This is a genomic window from Paraburkholderia sp. CI2 (assembly GCF_014201055.1).
Classification (GTDB): Bacteria; Pseudomonadota; Gammaproteobacteria; order Burkholderiales; family Burkholderiaceae; genus Paraburkholderia; species Paraburkholderia tuberum.
Window position 1 is genome coordinate 38,022 of sequence record NZ_JACHDL010000009.1, and the last position, 18,534, is coordinate 56,555.

Genomic DNA, 18,534 nt, shown 5'->3' on the forward strand with positions numbered 1-18,534 from the left:
AAATTCTCTATATCGAAAAGACGCTACTGTTCGTCGGCGAATGCGGAGCCTGACGACGCGTCCGCTCGCCTTCCCATCGCGTTTCCGCTACCGGGACAACGAAAATCGTGCAGCAACGCCGTGAGTTGCGGTCCTGACTGTCCGCCCGATGTCAGTTCGATGACCGCGTGCCGGTCGTCGAAATTGAAGTCCACCGCCGAGCGGCTCGACGACAACGTCGACGTCACGCGGCCCCGGTCGATCAGACGGAACAGCGCCCACGGACCTTCGGTCATGACGGTCGACGTGTCCGGACGCACGCGCGGATTCGCGGTGAGGCCGGCCATCGAACCGCCGCGCGGCCCCGGCCAGGTGATCGGGGACGTCGTGACCGGACCATGCGCATAGCGCAGGTTTTGCCCGTCGACGTCGATGAGCAGATCGGTAATCTCGGGGTCCAGCGACACGACCTTGAGGCCCGCGTTCCACGACATCCGGGTCGCGCCGGGATCGCGGAAAAATGTCTGACGGATCGCCGCGGCGCGCTCGAACGGTTCGAGGCCCGGTCCCTGCATGGGCGGCATGCCCGGGCTGACCGGCTTATAGCGCCATGGCCGCATGCTCGTATCGACGCGGCTGGCGAGCGTCTTGTGGAAGAAGTCGTCGAGCAGGCCGCCGGCCGCGAACACGCGATTGAAATCGTCGATGTCGACTTCCTGGGCGCTCGCGGCAAACGGATATTTGCCTTCGACAGCACGGCGGCATTGCGCGCCAACGCTCGATTCGACCTGCATCGTGAGCAGGGAGCCGACATTGCGGTCCACCTTGCGCATCGACTGCGACGCGAGGCCCACGAGCACGGCCCGAAACGGCGGCGGAAGCTTCTGCGCCTCGAGCTGCATCGTGGAGCCGAGGTCATCCGTGGGCGGCATGCTGTTGGTGGCGAGCACGTCGCCGGCCGTCATCAATCGCGTGTACTGCTCGTTGATCAGCCCGATGACGCCGCCCAGCTGCAGCACGCCGCTGCCGCCAGGCAGCGCGCTCCCGCTATCGGCCTGGCCGGTCACGACTTCGCGCAGCGCGGCAAAGCGTCTGTCGACCAGTTCACGTTCCATCTTCTGTTGCGCGAGCTGACCGATCGTGGCGGTTGCGGCCACGGCGCTCGCTGCGCGCGCCGCCTGCGAGCGACGCATGATCACGTTGATGGCACTACCGGCGGCCGACGGCTCGTCCGCGCCATCAACGATCGACAGCGACGTCTCGCGCGCGGCCGTTCGCGCGAGTCTCGCCAGCGGCGAATCCGGCGCAGCCAGCGTACGCAGCGTCTGCAGATCGGGCGCCAGGGTGCCTTCGCTGCCGGACACCGGTCTCACGTCGTCGAGAAACTGGTTCCAGTAATTGCCATAGTCGGTCAGGTATTGGCGACGGATATCGTCGGCGAGCCTGTCCTTGTGCGGTGCGTTGCCGTTTGCCATCCGCCGCCGCCGCGCCGATGTATCGGCCTCGCCCATCACCCAAGCGTCCTGTTTTCGCGCCTGCTCGAGAAAATCAGGGAGGCGCTTGTTAAAAACGGCGTGATAGCCGTCGTAGGTATAGAGACCGGGGATACCTCGCGCGAGCGTCGAACCGTCGGCCAGCATGAACACGGTAGTAGCCTGCGGACCCGCAGCGCTCAGCAGCGTGACGTTCTCGGGCGCCTCGGGAGCCATGGCGTTCATCGCACGTTCGTAGAGCCGTCCGGACGCCGGATTGCGGCCAAGGAACTCGCGCGCGCGGCGCACGAGCTGTGCATTCACCGGTCTTGCCGGCACCGCGGGCACCCCGTCCACGATCAGCGCATCGAGGTGACGCGCCATCACGTTGCGCTCGCCGAGCGATGCGACGCTGTTGGCGTGTTCCCAGTCGCCGAGCACCCATGCCTTGATCGCTTTCGCGTCGTAGTGCGAGCCATCGAACAGCATCAGGTAGACCATCAGCGTGCGATAAACGCCGTCCGCGTCCTGTACGCCGATTTGCGTATCGAGCACCGTTTCGAGCCGGCCGACGACTTGCGGCAGCAGCATCTGTTTCAGCAGATTGTTGTAAGTCTCGCCGGCGGCGGCGCGGATGGCGGGCACCGTGTAGAGCCCGTAGTGCCATGCGACACCGGGACTGTCGAGGTCCATGCCGTCGAACTGAGGCAGCTCACGCGACGCCGACAGAAGCGTCCCCATCGTCCCGGGCTGCGGCGCCTTCCGTTGCGACAGGAACCGCGCGACGAGCGCATTGGCCTTGCCATCGATCGCGGCGAGATACTCGCGGTTGTTGCCGAAGCTCACGACGAGCGCAGCAATCAGCCACACCGCCACGACGATCGCGAGCAGATGTCCGATAAGACGCAACGCGCGGAAGCGGACTTCCCAGTACAGGTTCGGCCGCACCAGATGCGCTTCGGCCAGGATCACGCGCTGAAACAGATTGCGCAAGAAATAGCCGCGATAGCCGGTAGGCATCGCGTCGCCGGACGACGGCGAGACCGTTTTCGGCGCGGCACCGAACCAACCCGCGAGCCCGCGACGCAGCCGCTGCAAGAGCGTGGAGCTGTCGGCGGACACGGCCTCGTGAGTTTGCGCCGCGCTCGTGAAATAGACGCCGCGCAGTGTGCTGTTCAACTGCGTGTCGTCGTATTTCGAATCGAGAAACACCAGCGCGAGCAATTCATTGAGTTCCGCGCACAGGCTACGAAATTCTGACGGCAGCGCATAAAGTTTCTTGCGCAGATCGACCTCGTACACCTCTTGCAGCCTCGTGTTGACGCCGTCTTCGAGTCCCTGCTCCAGCTCACGCATTTCGGCCGCGCAGTTCAGGCGCAGTGTGTCGCGGCCGTGTTGTTCCGCCGCTTCCTGATAAGGCAGTGTGAAGCCGAAAATCTGCGCGCGGCTTTCCGCCGTCAACGACTGGAAATACTCCCCGAAGCCGGGCAGCAGATCGAGCTTCGTGACGAGCACGTAGACGGGGAATCGAATCCCCAACTGCTGGCGCAACTCGCCGAGCCGAGCGCGCATGGACGCGGCGAGCGCCTTTCGTTCGGGCGCTGGGCGCGTCAACAACTCTTCGACCGAAACGACCAGCAACGCACCGTTGATCGGCGCGCGCGGGCGCCGCTTGCGAAGCAGCCCCAGAAGGCCGCGCCACTCGGCCTCGTTCTCGCTCTTCAGGTCTTCCGGATTGACGTCAACCTTCGCGGCGTCTTGCGACGTTGCGTCCTGAACCGTATAGCGGCCAGCGGTGTCGATCAGCACCGCTTCGTTCGCGAACCACCAGTCGCAGTTCGCCGTTTCGACGCGGCTTCTCAGCGACGCCGCGACCATCTGATCCGCCTCCGGAAAATCCAGACCCGAGTTCAGGACCAACGTCGTCTTGCCGGCGCCTGGCGAGCCCACCACCATGTACCACGGGAGTTCGTACAGGTAGCGCTGGCTTTCGAGCAGACGACGCAGCCCTGCCGGTCCGCCGCGCATGCGTTTGAGCTTGTCGATGGCCTTCGCGACGACCGCGTGAAGCGCGCGGATTTCGTCTCGTGCGACAGGGGTCGCGGCCGACTTCTTCGTGAACGGGTTCAGAACGCGCTGCAGCAGCACGTCATCGCTGCGCACTGCCCGCCACAGACGATACAGCCCATAGATCGCGTAGCAGGCAAGCAGCACCGAGATCAGCAGCACGCGGGACCATGTGGTGCCGAGTGGATGCGTTTGGCCGAACGCGAGTATCGGTCCGAAATACCAGAGCGCGAGACACAGCAACGCGACGCCGATGACGCCAGGCGACCAGCCGAGCAGCCAGAACAGCAGCAGCAATAACAGCACGACGATCGACAGCGTGCGCGAGAGCACGCTCTCGAGTGGGCGGTAGTCGCCAAATGCAATCAGAGGTCCCACGAACCAGACGGCCACAGCCGTCACGAGGATCGCGGCGAGCACCAGCGTCTGGCGCGTGAGCACAAGTTTCGATAAGCGGTTCAAATAAGACATCAAGGCTTTCCCGTTAATGCGTGACGAAGACTTCCACGCGTCGATTGCGGGAACGACCTTCCGCTGTACTGTTGTCCGCGACAGGTTGTGTATCGCCCTTGCCGACAGCCTCGATGCGATTGCCGGGCATGCCGTGCGCCTTCAATACGTCGGCGACGAACGCGGCGCGCTTTTCCGATAGCACCAGGTTGTCAGGAAACTCCGCCGTATGAATCGGCTGGTTGTCGGTGTGCCCGGTCACCGTGACATTGCCGCCGACCCGGACGACCTCCTGCGCGACCTTGGTCAACACCGGATCCAGTTCCGGTCGAATGCGGCTTTGCCCCGGCAGGAACACGTAGTCGCCACGGAACACGACCCGGCTGCTGCTCGCGTTCTCTTCGACGGAGACCTGGCCGCGAGCGATCTCGTCTTTCAGCAAAATCGACAGGCGCAAGCGCTCGTGAACGACCGGAGCCGCGACCTTGATCGGCTCTCCGATCGCGAGAATCTTCGCTTCCAGCGCATTGCTTTGCGCCAGAAGCCGATACTTGTACCAGGCGAACAGCGAGAACACACATAGCGCAGCGACGCCCGCCGTCGCCCAGACCGGCACGCTTTTCAGCAGCCGCATCCTGCCCGGCTCCTCGCCGCGCCAGTGCGGCGACAGTTCGAGCCGCATCGTGTCCCGCGTGCCGCTGATAAGCGTCAGCATCCGCTGCCGGATCTGCTCCAGATGACGTGGACCGTCCGCGGCAACGCTGTAGCGTCCTTCGAATCCAAGGCTGAGAATGCGATACAACACCTCGAGGACGTCGAGGTACTCCTGGGGATCCGTTGCCATGCGGCCGATCAGCAGGAAGAACTTCTCGCCGCCGTCCACTTCTCCTTCGAACTTGAGCAGCAGCCCCCCCGCGGCCCAAATTCCGCCGCTCCCCCAACGCGTGCGATTGGCGGCTTCGTCGAGCGCGGTGCACAGCGCGTAGCGGACAGCCGCTACGTGCTTCCACGGCAAACTCGCTTTGTCGCAGACCTTCTGGAATGCGGCGACCTCGCGCACCAGCAGCGAGCGCAAGCTCGCGACCGCAGCCAACGAATCGAGCGAAGCCGGCATGTCCGCCAGCATGCGCAACAAAGGCTGCGCGGCTTCACACAACGGATTGCGCGCAGCCTTCATGCGCTCCAGACGCGTCTGCACTTGTTCCGGCGGATCGAACGCGGCCGCATCGACCACCGGTTCCTGATTGGCAACGCCCGCGGTTGTGGGACGTCCAGCGGGAACGGCAGACGGCTGGCTCCGGCCAGAAGCAGAGTTGTCGGGGTTCAACAGAAACTCGAACGCGTCGTCCCCGTATGCACCGGTACTCATTTTTGACGCACGCCCCACAGCTCAAGCTTGAGTTCCGGGAAGTGCCCGGCGACATGCATGGCAAGCCCTCCGTGCCGCGCAATCTGTTCCCAGAACGGTCCGGTACGCGACAGTTCGAAATAGATAAAGCCCGAGTTGAACGGAATCTGGCGCGGAGGAACCGGCAGCGCCGCTACTGCCAGACCCGGCAGGTGCGAACGGATCAATTCCGGCAAGCGCTGCGGATGACTGATCTTCGTTTGGGCAAGAAACTGCTGCTGCAGCAATTCGGAAGGCATCTGCGCGCCCACGGCGAGCACGAGGCTCGAATAGCCGGCCAATTCGTTCGGCAGCATGGCGGCCGTACGGATGCCATGCGCCTGCTCCGTAAGCGGAATGGGCTGCGCACCACGAATCAACACCTGGTTCAACAGATAGTGAACCTCCTCGACGAGGGGCCTGATACTGCGGTAGAGCTGCGCATGGTCATAGCCCGGCGCCGCCCGCGGACGCCGCGTTTGCGGACGCACGAAGGTCGAAAGCTCGCCCGCGAAAAGCGCGAGCTCGCGATACAGGGTCACCGGCGCGGTCTCCTCGAGTTGGCAAAAATGCTCGAGCAGCGGCTCATAGCGATTGAGCACCTGGAGCAGCAGATAGTCGGCCACTTCGGCCGCCGCGCCCGTACGGCCATCAGCACCTGACAGACGGGCGGCGAGCGCGTCGGCGCGTAGTCGCGCGAGGCCGTGCAGCTGCATCGCCCATTCCCGCAGCAGTGGATTCGCGCCGTAACCGGTCACGGGCGGAATGTGGTCGGCGCTGTGCAGCGACACGGCGCCGTCGGCGTGCAGCGCCTTCACGCGCGTCAGCGCAAGCCCGATCCACGACTGCGTCAGCTCTTTCTCGGGCAACAGCCGCAAGCGCAGATTCGAGAGTTGGACGGGCTTCGGACCTTGGCCGATCGCGTTGCTGTCGCGCAGTTCGGCGTCGTACGCATGGTAACGGGCCAGCGATCCGCTCTGCTCGGTGAAGGCGGTTTCCTCGGTGTTAGGCAAGCGAAGCGGGACCGCCAGGTAAATCACCTGCTCCTGATGTTCCGGTCCGATCGTCAGTGGGGGCGGGGGCAGCGTCAGGCCAGGCACCTCGAACGGTGTGCCGTCTGGAAATACGCCGAGCCCGCTCTTGAACACCAGCTTGCCGAACGCGAGCGATTCCTGATCGATTTCATAACGGCTGAAGCCCCAGAAAAACGGGCTCAGCGGCGCGCTCCGGCGATGCGCGAACGACTCGAAATACCGCTCCTGCTGCTGAAACAATTGCGGACGCAGGAAGAGTCCTTCGCTCCAAACAACTTTGCTATACCAACTCATCGAAATTAGTCTGACTTTGAAATCGAAACAGTGCGCTGATCGAGCTGGATCGTCAGCTTCTGTTCCTTGTCTGGAAGAGCCATCCTGTACCATGCGGCGTCGGGCGCGATTGGCAACCGGTAAACCGCGCGCCAGACCGATTTCCCGAGATCCCGGTAGCCGGCCAGCACGCCAATTGCGGTAGTGGCGGGGTTCGACTTCCGGACGATCTCGCGTGTATCGCCGGGACGCAGAATAAATTCGTCAACGACCAGCACATCGTCGCCAAGGACTTTTTTGTCGTCGCTTTGCAGCGTGAAAAAGTCGCCGGTTTGAAACGCCGTCGGCGACTTCAGTTCGTAGATCCGCACGAGGATCGGCGCCGCCGTTCCCCACTCGTTCGGATTGACGTTCTCGTTTGCCGCGATCTGAAGCCGGAGGGTCGTTCGCTCCTTGACAACGGGAGCCGACGCGGTAGCGCACCCGGACAGCCATGCGCTCGCCCCGCTTAGGGCTAGCCAGCCCCCGATACGCAGCCATATCGTGAAGCGGGAAAAAAAGATCGAAACCATCTGACGGTATCAAGGTGATCTCGCACATCGCCCTGAATGAACCAGGATGCCTGCATCCAGCCGGGCATCCCGGTTAACAACCTTGACACGGCGTCCCGGACAAAAGGGTCGTCGTGCCAAGATTCAGGAAAATGTGCGATTTAGGCCGTGTTCTTCTTGATATCGAAGGTCGCCGTGATCGCACCGCCGCTACCGCCTTGCGCGTTCTGCACCACATATTCCTGCTTCAGGCGAGCAAAGGACAGACGCACCGTTTCGCACGGACGCGATTCACTGTCGCTGACGCCGGACGGATGCACCGAGGTAACCAGCACGTCGTTCATCGTGAATTTGATGTATTCGAGCGGATTACCGCCAGCCTTGCGCACGACGAGTTTGGCTTCGTCGATGTGCTTACCGGTCAGGCAGTATTGCGTCAGGTTGGGCGTTGCACGATCGATGAAATGCTCAAACGTGAAGTCGTCGACCGTGGCTCGGCCAGCGCCACCACCGGAACCAACGTGCATATTCGATTGCTGCGTAACGCCCCACGCCCAGCTCAGAACATCGATTTCGTCCTTGTGGTTAGCGTCTGCCGACTCACCATCAATCCCGTTAATCTTGAGAAAGATGTCTTGCGCCATAAAAATACTCCTTGGTACCGATTAGTTTTAAAGATGCTCAATGAAAGTCAGGCATATTTAGTGAGCGCCTGTCCGTCGCTCATTCACCGAATGAACGGTAGACGTCAGATCAGGCTGCATCCTTCACGAGCGGCAGCTTCGCGACGAGACGCAAAGAAACCGTCAGACCTTCAAGTTGGAAATGCGGACGCAGGAAGAACTTCGCCTGGTAATATCCCGGATTTCCCTCGACGTCCTCGACGACCACTTCGGCCGCGGCCAGCGGTCGACGTGCCTTGGTTTCCTGCGACGAATTCGCGGGATCGGCGTCAACGTAGTTCATGACCCATTCGTTGAGCCATTGCTGCATTTCGTCCCGCTCCTTGAATGCGCCGATCTTGTCGCGCACGATGCACTTCAGGTAATGCGCAAAGCGCGAGCACGCGAACAGATACGGAAGACGTGCCGATAGATTCGCGTTCGCAGTTGCGTCGGGATCGTGGTACTCGACCGGCTTCTGCAACGATTGCGCGCCGATGAACGCCGCGTAGTCAGTGTTCTTGCGGTGAATGAGCGGTATGAAACCACTCTTCGACAATTCCGCTTCGCGGCGGTCGGAGATCGCAATTTCCGTCGGGCACTTCATGTCGATGCCACCGTCATCCGTCGGGAACGTGTGACACGGCAGGTTTTCAACTACCCCACCGCTTTCCACGCCGCGAATCAGCGTGCACCAACCGTAGTTCTTGAACGAACGGTTGATGTTCACCGCCATTGCGTAGGCCGCGTTCGACCATACATAGCGTTGATGATCCGCGCCGGCGGTCGCCTCTTCGAAATTGAATTCGTCGACCGGATTCGTCTTGACGCCATACGGCAGACGTGCAAGGAAACGCGGCATTGCAAGGCCGATGTAGCGCGCGTCTTCCGAACTACGCAGCGAGTTCCAAGGTGCGTACTCGAGGTTTTGCGTAAAAATCTTCGTCAGATCGCGCGGGTTGGCGAGTTCCTGCCACGAGTCCATCTGCAGCACGGACGGTGCCGCGCCCGTAATGAACGGCGCATGCGAAGCTGCCGCCACCTTTGCAATCGAGCCTAGCAGGTCGACGTCGGCGGGCGTGTGATCGAAGTAGTAGTCGGCGACGAGACAGCCGTACGGCTCGCCACCCAACTGCCCGTATTCTTCCTCGTAAATTTGCTTGAAGAACGGACTCTGGTCCCACGCAATCCCTTTATAGCGCTTCATCGTGCGACGCAGGTCGTCCTTCGACACATCCATAAAGCGGATCTTCAGCTTCTCATCCGTTTCCGTGTTCGCGACGAGGTGATGAAGCCCACGCCATGCGCTTTCAAGACTCTGAAAATCTTCATGGTGGAGAATCAGGTTGATCTGTTCGGATAATTTGCGATCGATCTCCCCAATAATTGACTCTATGTTTTTGTACGCGTCGTCGGACACCGTTGCCGATGTAAGCAGTGCTTGTTGAGCGAGCGTCCGGACAGCCCCCTCGACAGCCTCGCGCGCGCGCTCCGTTTTGGGCTTGAACTCGCGCGATAGGAGTGCATTGAAATCGGACTGATTGGTCACGCTCGCCGTTGCCTTGGCGCGCGTGTTCGCTTGAAGTTCGGCCATCATTTCCCCATTGTTTCAGGCTGTGCTTTCGTGCGGAAAGCAAAAATCATTCGTTGGTCACCGGTTCGCCGGCGGATGCCGCTTCCGGCTTTGGCGCCTTTGCGAGCGCTTCGAGTAACGCTGGGTCTCTCAACACCTTGCTGACCAGGTTTTCCGCGCCACTTTTGCCATCCATATACGTTTGAAGATTGGCGAGTTGCGTACGCGCCTCAAGTAGCTGCGCAAGCGCGTCGACCTTCTTCGCGACGGCTGCGGGCGAGAAGTCGTCCATGCTTTCGAACGTGATATCGACCATCAGATGACCTTCGTTCGTCAGTGTGTTGGGCACCGCGAACGCGACACGCGGCTTCATGGCCTTCATTCGCTCATCGAAGTTCTCGATGTCGATATCGAAGAACTTACGATCGCCGACGGCGGGCAACGGTTCGAGCGGCTTGCCCGACAAGTCGGCGAGGACGCCCATCACGAACGGGAGTTCGACTCTCTTTTCCGAACCGTAAATTTCGACGTCGTATTCAATCTGGACGCGGGGGGCACGATTACGTGCGATGAATTTTTGAGAACTGGTAGAAGCCGACATAGTGCTCTGAGGTTGTTCGCTCAAGTAAAAGAAGGAGCGGCGACACCGCTCGCTTTCGTATGAAGTCCGCAAGCTGAAGATGTTATGTCTCGGAGCAGCGCGGCGATATGGGCGGTTGCCCAAAAGTCTGTCCCGTTCGCAAAAGCGAGGCCGGGTTGGCGTGTGCGAACGCAGGCTCCCAGAGGGCTACCCGCGACGAGTACTTTCAGTGCGTGCCTGAATCGGGAACAACGGTGATTTCGACACGACGATTCATCTCGCGCCCCTGACTAGTTTCGTTGCCGGCGATCGGCCGGGTATCGCCATACCCCTGAATTGCGAAACGTGTGACGGGCAACGTAGCCGTGTTGACGAACCAATCGCGGATGGCCCGCGCGCGTGCCTCGGAGAGCTTTTGATTCGCGACGCTGGCACCCACGTTGTCAGTATGACCCGCGATGAGAATTCGCTTGTCGGGATTCGCGCGAATCAGATCGAGAACCGCGTGGAGCCGTGGCTCTGCACCTGACTTGAGCGTCGTCTTGCCGCTGTCGAATAACAAGAGGCTGTCGATCGTCACAGCAAGGGGCGGGGAATGCGCGGCGATCGTGGGGGAATGCGATGTCGCGGTCACGCGTTCAAGCGCGACTTGCAACTGCTTGCCCCGATACAGTCCCCAGCCGAGCCCGGTCGGCACACCGTTGCTCGCATAGCGAGCCAGCTCGGCGGATTGTCTGCGCAACGATTCGAATCGCTCACGCTTCGCATCCGCGCGGGCTGTGGGTATATGCGTGTAAGCCTCGAGATCGTCGGCGACTCGCGTGACCAACCTGCTGTTCGACCATGCGGAGCCACCAATCGACACCATCAGGACGACCGCCGACGCAGCCAACGCGTGCAAGCTTCCGGAATACGACCGGGCCCACTCGCTCTTCGAAACCCGGAATCTGTCGTTCCGCGCGATGGTCGTAAGTAAAGGCAGAGACAGCGGCTTCGGTTGAGCCCTCGGCCTCGTCAGCAGCGGCCGCAGCGCGGTCTTGCCGGTGAGCCATCGCGTCCATGCGCCTGGACGCATCGGTGGGTGTCCGATGTCGACCAACAGCAAGCCGCGCAGCGAGAACGGCGCGGTGTTCGCGAGCGATGAAAGTATCGATAGCAGCGCCTCATCTTCTAGCCAGTCGAACACTGCATGCCCCAGACCGGCACGCGACGCACGTTCCGGGTGGGCGACAGCGAGCCAAGCCTGATCCAGCTGTTGCCTGAGCGCCTGCACATGTTGCCGCGCGGTTGCGGTCGCGGGTTGCATCGTCGAGATATTCATGGCATCGCCGAACCAGACCGGTTCCACTGCGTGGTCGCCATTCGAGCCGAGGTACGCGTAGATCGCGATATAGCAGGGTAATACGAACGCCCGGGGACCGATGCAAGCGTCGATTTGATGCTTCCAGCGGGAAAATTCGCGGCGAATCACAGCATCGTCGCACTCACCGTCGGGAACAATGGGCATCAGCACGGCATCCGGCGGACGTTGATGCGACTCCATCACCGTGGCCAACACGCTGGACAACTGCTGCGGGGACCGGACACGCAACCACAGCGCATCACCGTTACGTCGCAGTGTGGATGTCTGGCCATCGTGTGCAAACAACGCGCCGGCATGCGGCCCGACGACGAGAACGATCGATAACTGACGCACATTCCCGAGCTGAAAATCCTGATGCTCGTGGGTCGGATGCGATCGCCCGTAAGCTGGCAAAACGGCGGCGCCCACCCCCGTCAACAGAACAAGACTGAGCACAACGGGCCACGATGGTTGGAGAGCAAGCGGCAAACATAGCCATATCAGTCCAACTACGGAGACAGCGATCCAGATCAGCGCCGCCCGGCAGCTGTTTCCGGAAATCATTGCGAACGCTCCGTCTGCATAGGACTACTCTGCGGCGACGACGTTTGAGGTAGACCGCGTGTCGCAACGTCCAGACTAAGGTCCATCGCCGTCCATAGTGACGCGATGGCAACCGCGCCAGCAATCACCCCGCCGGCGGTTCTGCGTGAATGTGAGATCCGTGACACGTCCGACGGCCGAAGCGAATTGGTCAGTGGCATGCTGTTATCCGGTGCGTCGGGTATGGAGAACGCCGCCTTATTACGCAGATGCCCGTTCAACGCCGATTTCGCACGCTCCAGGTATGCGTTGGCGTTTTCGCGTCCGCCGTCGAAGCCCAGCCCCAGCAACATGGTGTAGAACTCAAGTCCGGCGGGGTCCGGATCGCCGCCGTCCACCACCGCCTCGATCCGGTGCCATACCCATGCGGCGCCGTCGCGCACGCCATGAAAACGCATCTGCAGCGGCTCACGCAACCATTCCTCGCGCTGCCTGGACGGCAATGCATGCAACGTCAGTTCATCTAGCAGAACGCATTGTGCGAGGCTGACTTCCCGGATATCCGTTGCCGGAAAAGTTCGATCCAGCATTTGCTGCTGTAGCGTCTCGACCAACGTACTGCAACGCGCGCGCCAAAAAGGAATAGCCGGCAGCTCCGCGCCGTCGGACAGCAGTGCTGCATGCAACGCAGTCGCTCGCATGAGCGCGACTGTTGAGTCAAACATAATAAGAAACGTATTCGCGCCGGCACCCTCAGGGCATTTCGACGACATAGGTGACGAATGTATTGACGGTGCCAGCCGTGGCTCGACCGGTTGCGTAGTAGCTGGCAATGAAATCCACCGGCGTCGGATCCGTGGACGTGATCGGAACGACTCTCATCGTAGACCGGTCGCCGACCTTGATCCGCGATCCGTCCGCATTGGCCAGCATGACCTGTACATTCGTTGCCGACGCCGCCCCGCTCGCATTCTGCAGGTCCAGATTCCCGGTGTTGGGATCGGTCGACGAACCGCTCTCGAAATACACGCGCGCCCCCGTTACACCGCTTGGACATTGGATCGTGATGGTAAAGAACTTTGAGCCATCTATAACTCCGGCCGTCGGCAGCGATCGCGTCGAAAGCGTTGGCAACGTGACCGTCATGTCGGGCGAACTCACCAGCGCACACGTCGTCGCGTTATAGGTGCCACTAAAATTGAGCGTGACCGAAGGCGAGCCTTGCGCATGTACGCAAACCGACCCCAACAGCGCACCTGCGATCAATCCGGAAACTAGTCCGGCAATCCGAAAGTATCTACAAATATTTTTCATTTTCTGACCTCTACTGTCGGCGGAATCATCCAAGCCGCAGCGCTGGAGCTGACCGGGTATCGACCTTCGCACTTCAGCGAAGCGAACTGACAAGCGCCGCGCCCGCTGAACGTCGCGCTACGGGCTTTGCCGGCGGAGACCAGATTAGCGCTGGATCACAGCTCAGCTTGATGCGCGCAACGATCCCCGCGCGCTGACCGCTGTCCGCCTTGTCGTCGTCCGGCATCGTGTAGGGCATCACGCACTGCTCCGCTGCGCGATTGCCCCAGCGCACCAGCAGCTTGCCTTCGTGCTCGAGGCCGCGCAGGTACGAGAGGCCACCCTGACCGACGATGCCCACCGATTTCTCGGACTCGTCGAATAACTCGGTGCCCATCGGCATGGCTTTGCCTTCCCGATCCAAAACCTCGGCGAAAATCGGCGTGCCCTGCGTGGTCGCAATCTTCACCTTGACGAGCGAACTCGCGCGCGGCACGACTTCCTCACTCGTGTTGCCCAGTTCAACGTCGAGCGACACGTCGCTCGGATCCAGCGCGACCGTGTTGACCCGGTATGGCATCAGCGAAGACACCACCGCATAGCCGTTAGCGTCAATCCTTGCACCCTGGCCATTGATGATCCGGCCACCTTCTGCGCCTTTCGCTTCGACGAGCGCGAACGCCTGCCCAAGCGGCGGGCTCAGCGTCATGCCGCCACTGTGAACGACGACCGCGCCGTCGGCATTGAACGCGGCTTGACGGGTCTGATTGCTGATCGATGCATTGACGTTGTAGGTACCGAACGGCGCGCGATACATCGCATAACCACCCGCGGAAACGGTCCGATTGTCGCCGGCGACGACCCGTGACGCGTTGACACCGTAGGTGATCGGCGTGGCTCCGCTCGTGTTGCCCGACGCAGTGGCCTGAATTGTGCTATCCCCGTTCGAGCCGCGCGAAACGTTGGTAGTCAGATAGTCGAACATATGATGCTCGTTCGAGTCGACCTTGCCGAGCGGAATCGTCAGGTTCAAACCTACCTGCGTGCTGATCTTCGAGTTTTGCAGGCGCGTGCGTTGCGCATATAGCGAGTAAGACACCCGCTTGTACGCGCTGTTGAAACCAACCTGATATTGCAGATCGTAGCCCTTCGACGCGCCCCAGTAGTTCTGCGAACTGCCGGCGATATAAAAAGAACTCGACTCGCCGATTGGCTGGTTGATATTCAGCTGCAGACGGCTGCGCGTACGGTAGTCATACTGACCCGTGGTGTCTCGGGAGCCATATCGCGCGTACATCGCGTCATGCAGGCTATAGAAGCGTGAGGTCGAGTATCGGTAAGCCGCAACCGAAAAATTCGTGTTGGGCCCTGGAAGGAGCTTGCTGTAGCTGATCCGCGTACTGTAGCCGGGACGACCACCAGACACGCCGGGAATATTCGTTCCCGCCGCCGTTACGTCAAACGCGAATGCGCCGAGCGGCGTATTGAGCGCGACACCCACCAGGCCAGCCCAGTAACCTTCCGCAAACTGTGCACCGGTGTAGCCGGTCAACAGGTTTGTCAGGCCGCGCTGATAAACCGCCTGCGCCACCCACGGATGGTTATTCAGCACGGTATCGCGATAGACACCGGTCGTCAGATTGAAACGTGCAACACCAGGCCGCAGCAACTGCGGGACGGACGCGAACGGCACCAGAAAAGTCCGCTGACGGCCGTCGGATTCTGTAATAGTGACCTGAAGGTCGCCGCCATAACCCGTAGCCGGCAGGTCGTTCAGTTCAAACGGCCCCGGCGGCACGCTGGTCTCGGCCACGATGATGTTGTTCTGACGCACGATGATGCGTGCATTGGTATCAGCCACGCCACGCACAACCGGCGCGTAGGAGCGCATGGAATCCGGCAACATGCGGTCGTCGCTCGAAAGCTGGACGCCACGCACGTTGAATGAGTCGAAGACGTCACCGCTCGTCGAGCTGTCGCCGATCGTCAGTTGGCTCTTAAGCGCCGTGACATCGTGTTGCGCAAACAGCGCGACACTTTGCCAATGCGTGCCGGAACCCCGGTTCTGCGAGCTTACCGTGGACCACTGGCGGAAACGCCAGCCGTTCACGTTGAATCCGCTTTGCAGACCGAGGTAGACACTGCTGAAGTCTCCGCTACCATTGTTCTGGTGAGTCGTATAGCCGGCGAGACTGTATTGCACGAAGCCTGCGTTGATCCCGTTGTCCCAACGGGACGGATCAACGTAACCGGCAGCCTCCTTGCGCAATTCGATCTGTGGAATCGACAGATCGAGTTGCAGATCGGCGGTGTTGAACGATGCAACCGATCCCGGTACGGCTTCAACCAGTGGGACGCATTGCACTGACGCGTCCGTATCGTCGAAGTCGCCCTTTCCTGCTTCCTTCAACCGCTGGGCCACGCGCTCGGTATCTACGCCAGCGCGGTCGAGGCCAGGCATCGTGAAACAGGGCGTTGCGATATCCGAGCCCGGCACTGCCTGAAACAGGACATCGAAGCGTCCACGCTTCTTACCATTGACGAGCAGTTCGAGCGGATAAACACCGGGAGCAACAGGATTGCCTCGCGTATAGCGTGACAAATCGGCGACGTTGCCCGTAAAGAATGCTGGATTGAACTCGACTTCTTGCGGAACTTCCGCAGCGGGCGCATTTGATGTCGCCGCGGTAGATGACGCATCCGTACGCGCAGCCTCTCCGTCGACACCGGCTGCCTGTTGCGGCAACTCGGACGCCGAGCAGTCGCTGGATGGCGTCGCCGCTGAGTCCGGCGCGCACGCGGCGACCGCGGAATTTGAGCAAAAGACCCAGCCCGACGCTATGATTGCCGCCCAAGCCAGTGGGTGAAACCGGAAAGGGACATTACTGAATACTCTTTCAACCGCCGTCTTACTATTCCGCACGCCCGACATCCCGTATTTCAATTATTGATTCTTTTGCGCTTCCGCGCTTTGAGCACCTGTCACTTCCGCCGAGTCCTTGATCGCTGTACCGAAGTCGTTCAGAACCGTATAGGAAACGGTGGCAGGAGCTTTGATATCCAGCTTTCCATCTTGTGGACGGAGATCGACGTGCCCGAACGGCGGTGCCATATCGGGCAAAAGAGCGACTTTCCTGCCTGCCGTTTCTACCTCTGCCGTGCCGACGGAAATGTAGTAGGGCGATGGGTTGTCCAGACGAACGATGCTCTGACCTTTGTCATTTGCCTCGACATGCCACTTCAGCTGGGCCCGCCCCGCCGTTGGGTCATCGAGCAACGATACCGGCCGGTAGAACATCTTGATACGCGTTCGGAACGCGAGCTGAATCATGTTCCGGTCATCAGCGTCCTTGGGCTTCGGCGGAATTTCGAGAACGTTCAGCCAATAGACAGCCTCACGGTCCTTCGGCATGTCGCCGCCTGTGAACATGATGCGCAAAGCCTGCCCTCTGTGAGGCTCGACCCGAAATACCGCCGGCAGTAACGTGAACGGCACCTTGATTTCATTCGGGGCAGCTGCCGCATCGCCGTCGTCCAACCACGCCTGGACCAGGACCGGACGGCTGTCAACATTGTTCAAACGAACATTGACTTCACGGTTTTGCGCCGGATAAATAACTCGGGTACCGGTAATGGTGATAGCAGCTTGTGCAGCAAACGAGGTCACACTTAAGGCGACAGCTGCGGCGAACAACATTGGAAACTTCATTGAAGACACTCGCTCCTCCACGCGACAGATAAGCGGAATGCCACTTCGGGTTGCCTTCGAACTAGAAGAGCAACCCGATGCCATTCGGCTTAGATTCGCTTACTGGTATGCCAACGTGTAGCGAACAACAGCCGTCACGTTACCGGCCGTGGCTCTGTCTGTTGCATAGTACTGGCCGGCGTAGTACATCGTTGCCGTACCGTCGTTCCCAACAGCAACGAACTCGCCCGTGCTGCCCAGCGGAAGCACCTGCGCCGCGCCACTCGTGACATTGTGGTCAAGCAATTGCACTTCGACGTTCGCGGCCGGCGAGGTAGTTGCCTGGTTAATGGCATTACGCGTAACCGGGTCCATGTTCGTGGTCTCGAAATGCGCCGCGACATGGGTCAGCGTTGCCGGGCACTGCGACACCGAAATGTTGAACGGCGTGGACCCGCCCACTACGCCAGCCGCAGGCAGCGTCTGCGAAGACACCCGAGGCAGCGTGACCGTTTGGTCCTCGTCACCCGAGTTGATCACACAGGTGTCGTCATACAGTTCTCCATTGAACGTTACCTGACCTGTGCCCGGTACAGCTTGAGCGAAAACCATCGGCGCGACGGACAGGCCCATCAGCGCGATCATGAGTTGCGTTACTTGTTTTTTCATGAGATTCCTCTTTGTTGCCATTTCAGAACTACAAACCCTTGTGAAGCCGGGACGTCCAGCGATCGTCAAGGCAGAGGAATGATCTCATTGAAGAAGATCGGTGTTAATGGGCCAATACCCAAAATGAAAGACCAAATAGGTCAGTCGAGAAACGACGTGTCGATTCCTCGAACTGAACAGGTGACAGGACCACCATACGATAGGGAGAAGGCGCCACGAGAACGACAGAATCCGCCTGAGAATCGCGGCAATTGCTACGAGCAGGACCACTCGCGCACGATTGTGACGAGTTCTACGTCGTTTCTGGCACCGAGCTTCTTCATGCCAGCGTTCTTCTGATTGCTCACGGTCTTGGGACTGCGATTGAGCCGCTCGGCAATTGTTGCGATCGACATCCCGTCGCAGATCATCCGCACGACCGTCGATTCTTTTTCAGATAGCAAATTGAGAGAAGATCCGCCTTGCGCTGCGCGCCCCGTTGCGCGCAACATCTTGTCCGCAATGGAATCAGGCAGAAACACGCTTTTATTTTTGGCAACGCGAACGGCAGCGGTAAGGCTGACAAAGCCCTCGGGACCCTTGCCGACGAAGCCGGCCGCCCCCGCGTTGAGCGCAGCTGAAATGATGTGCGTGGAAGAATGCGTGCTCAGAAAAACGACTCGTATGGCTGGGGCGACACGCCGGATCCGGTCAAGAAGGTTGAGACCGTCGGCATACGGATCGCCTTCGAATTCGTAGTCGCACACAAGAACATCGACTGGCACTTCAACCAGCCGCTGGAGAAGCAGGCCAATACTTTCGCTTTTGAAGCAGACCTGGATGTCAGGACAACGCTGAAGAAGATGCTCGACGCCGAGGAGAATAAATGGATGATCGTCGGCGATACCCACTCTTATTTTGTTCACTCACACTCCATACCACGCAGGTGAATACCTTTTCCTTGCCGAAACACCCTGCATGATTTGTCGCCA

The 18,534-nt window shown here is 60.4% G+C and carries 14 protein-coding genes; all 14 read right to left on the reverse strand.

Translation table 11 applies throughout. The features are described 5' to 3' along the window. Window positions 1–23 precede the first annotated feature (23 nt). The 14 genes from tssM to HDG32_RS14785 all read right to left on the reverse strand — a co-directional run bounded on the left by tssM (window position 24) and on the right by HDG32_RS14785 (window position 18,468). Window positions 24–3,989: a type VI secretion system membrane subunit TssM gene (gene tssM / locus HDG32_RS14720; RefSeq protein ID WP_184068165.1), complete on the reverse strand. Its 3,966-nt coding sequence runs from the start codon at window positions 3,987–3,989 to the stop codon at window positions 24–26. A 13-nt stretch (window positions 3,990–4,002) separates the two neighbouring features. Beyond that, window positions 4,003–5,337, reverse strand: coding sequence for a type VI secretion system protein TssL, long form (tssL, locus tag HDG32_RS14725; protein ID WP_184068168.1), 1,335 nt, complete (start codon window positions 5,335–5,337; stop codon window positions 4,003–4,005). Continuing rightward, window positions 5,334–6,683 carry a type VI secretion system baseplate subunit TssK gene (tssK, locus tag HDG32_RS14730; RefSeq protein ID WP_184068171.1) on the reverse strand — a complete coding sequence of 450 codons (1,350 nt, stop codon included), beginning with the start codon at window positions 6,681–6,683 and terminating at the stop codon, window positions 5,334–5,336. Before tssK ends, tssL begins: the two co-directional genes overlap by 4 nt. A gap of 5 nt (window positions 6,684–6,688) precedes the next feature. Continuing rightward, a complete protein-coding gene (tssJ, locus tag HDG32_RS14735; RefSeq protein ID WP_184068174.1) occupies window positions 6,689–7,234 on the reverse strand; it encodes a type VI secretion system lipoprotein TssJ in 546 nt (181 codons plus the stop codon). A 140-nt stretch (window positions 7,235–7,374) separates the two neighbouring features. Further along, window positions 7,375–7,857, reverse strand: coding sequence for a type VI secretion system tube protein Hcp (locus HDG32_RS14740; protein WP_184023663.1), 483 nt, complete (start codon window positions 7,855–7,857; stop codon window positions 7,375–7,377). A 109-nt stretch (window positions 7,858–7,966) separates the two neighbouring features. Further along, on the reverse strand, window positions 7,967–9,469 hold the full coding sequence (gene tssC, locus HDG32_RS14745) for a type VI secretion system contractile sheath large subunit (protein WP_184068177.1): 1,503 nt from the start codon (window positions 9,467–9,469) through the stop codon (window positions 7,967–7,969). A gap of 46 nt (window positions 9,470–9,515) precedes the next feature. Continuing rightward, entirely contained in the window at window positions 9,516–10,049 is a 534-nt protein-coding gene (gene tssB / locus HDG32_RS14750; protein ID WP_184068521.1) for a type VI secretion system contractile sheath small subunit, read from the reverse strand. 205 nt (window positions 10,050–10,254) lie between these two features. Continuing rightward, entirely contained in the window at window positions 10,255–11,934 is a 1,680-nt protein-coding gene (locus HDG32_RS14755) for an OmpA family protein (protein WP_184068180.1), read from the reverse strand. After that, entirely contained in the window at window positions 11,931–12,686 is a 756-nt protein-coding gene (locus HDG32_RS14760) for a DotU family type IV/VI secretion system protein (RefSeq protein WP_260336469.1), read from the reverse strand. Before HDG32_RS14760 ends, HDG32_RS14755 begins: the two co-directional genes overlap by 4 nt. After that, window positions 12,667–13,260 (reverse strand): fimbrial protein, encoded by a 594-nt coding sequence (locus HDG32_RS14765; RefSeq protein WP_260336470.1) that lies wholly within the window; start codon window positions 13,258–13,260, stop codon window positions 12,667–12,669. The genes HDG32_RS14760 and HDG32_RS14765 overlap by 20 nt, the downstream gene beginning before the upstream one ends. Window positions 13,261–13,300: 40 nt before the next feature. Next, window positions 13,301–15,952 carry a fimbria/pilus outer membrane usher protein gene (locus HDG32_RS14770; RefSeq protein WP_260336471.1) on the reverse strand — a complete coding sequence of 884 codons (2,652 nt, stop codon included), beginning with the start codon at window positions 15,950–15,952 and terminating at the stop codon, window positions 13,301–13,303. A gap of 198 nt (window positions 15,953–16,150) precedes the next feature. Beyond that, window positions 16,151–16,915 (reverse strand): fimbria/pilus periplasmic chaperone, encoded by a 765-nt coding sequence (locus HDG32_RS14775; protein WP_260330353.1) that lies wholly within the window; start codon window positions 16,913–16,915, stop codon window positions 16,151–16,153. A 99-nt stretch (window positions 16,916–17,014) separates the two neighbouring features. Beyond that, a complete protein-coding gene (locus tag HDG32_RS14780; RefSeq protein WP_184068186.1) occupies window positions 17,015–17,563 on the reverse strand; it encodes a fimbrial protein in 549 nt (182 codons plus the stop codon). A gap of 254 nt (window positions 17,564–17,817) precedes the next feature. Then, window positions 17,818–18,468 carry a response regulator transcription factor gene (locus HDG32_RS14785; protein ID WP_184023628.1) on the reverse strand — a complete coding sequence of 217 codons (651 nt, stop codon included), beginning with the start codon at window positions 18,466–18,468 and terminating at the stop codon, window positions 17,818–17,820. Between the last annotated feature and the right edge of the window lie 66 nt (window positions 18,469–18,534).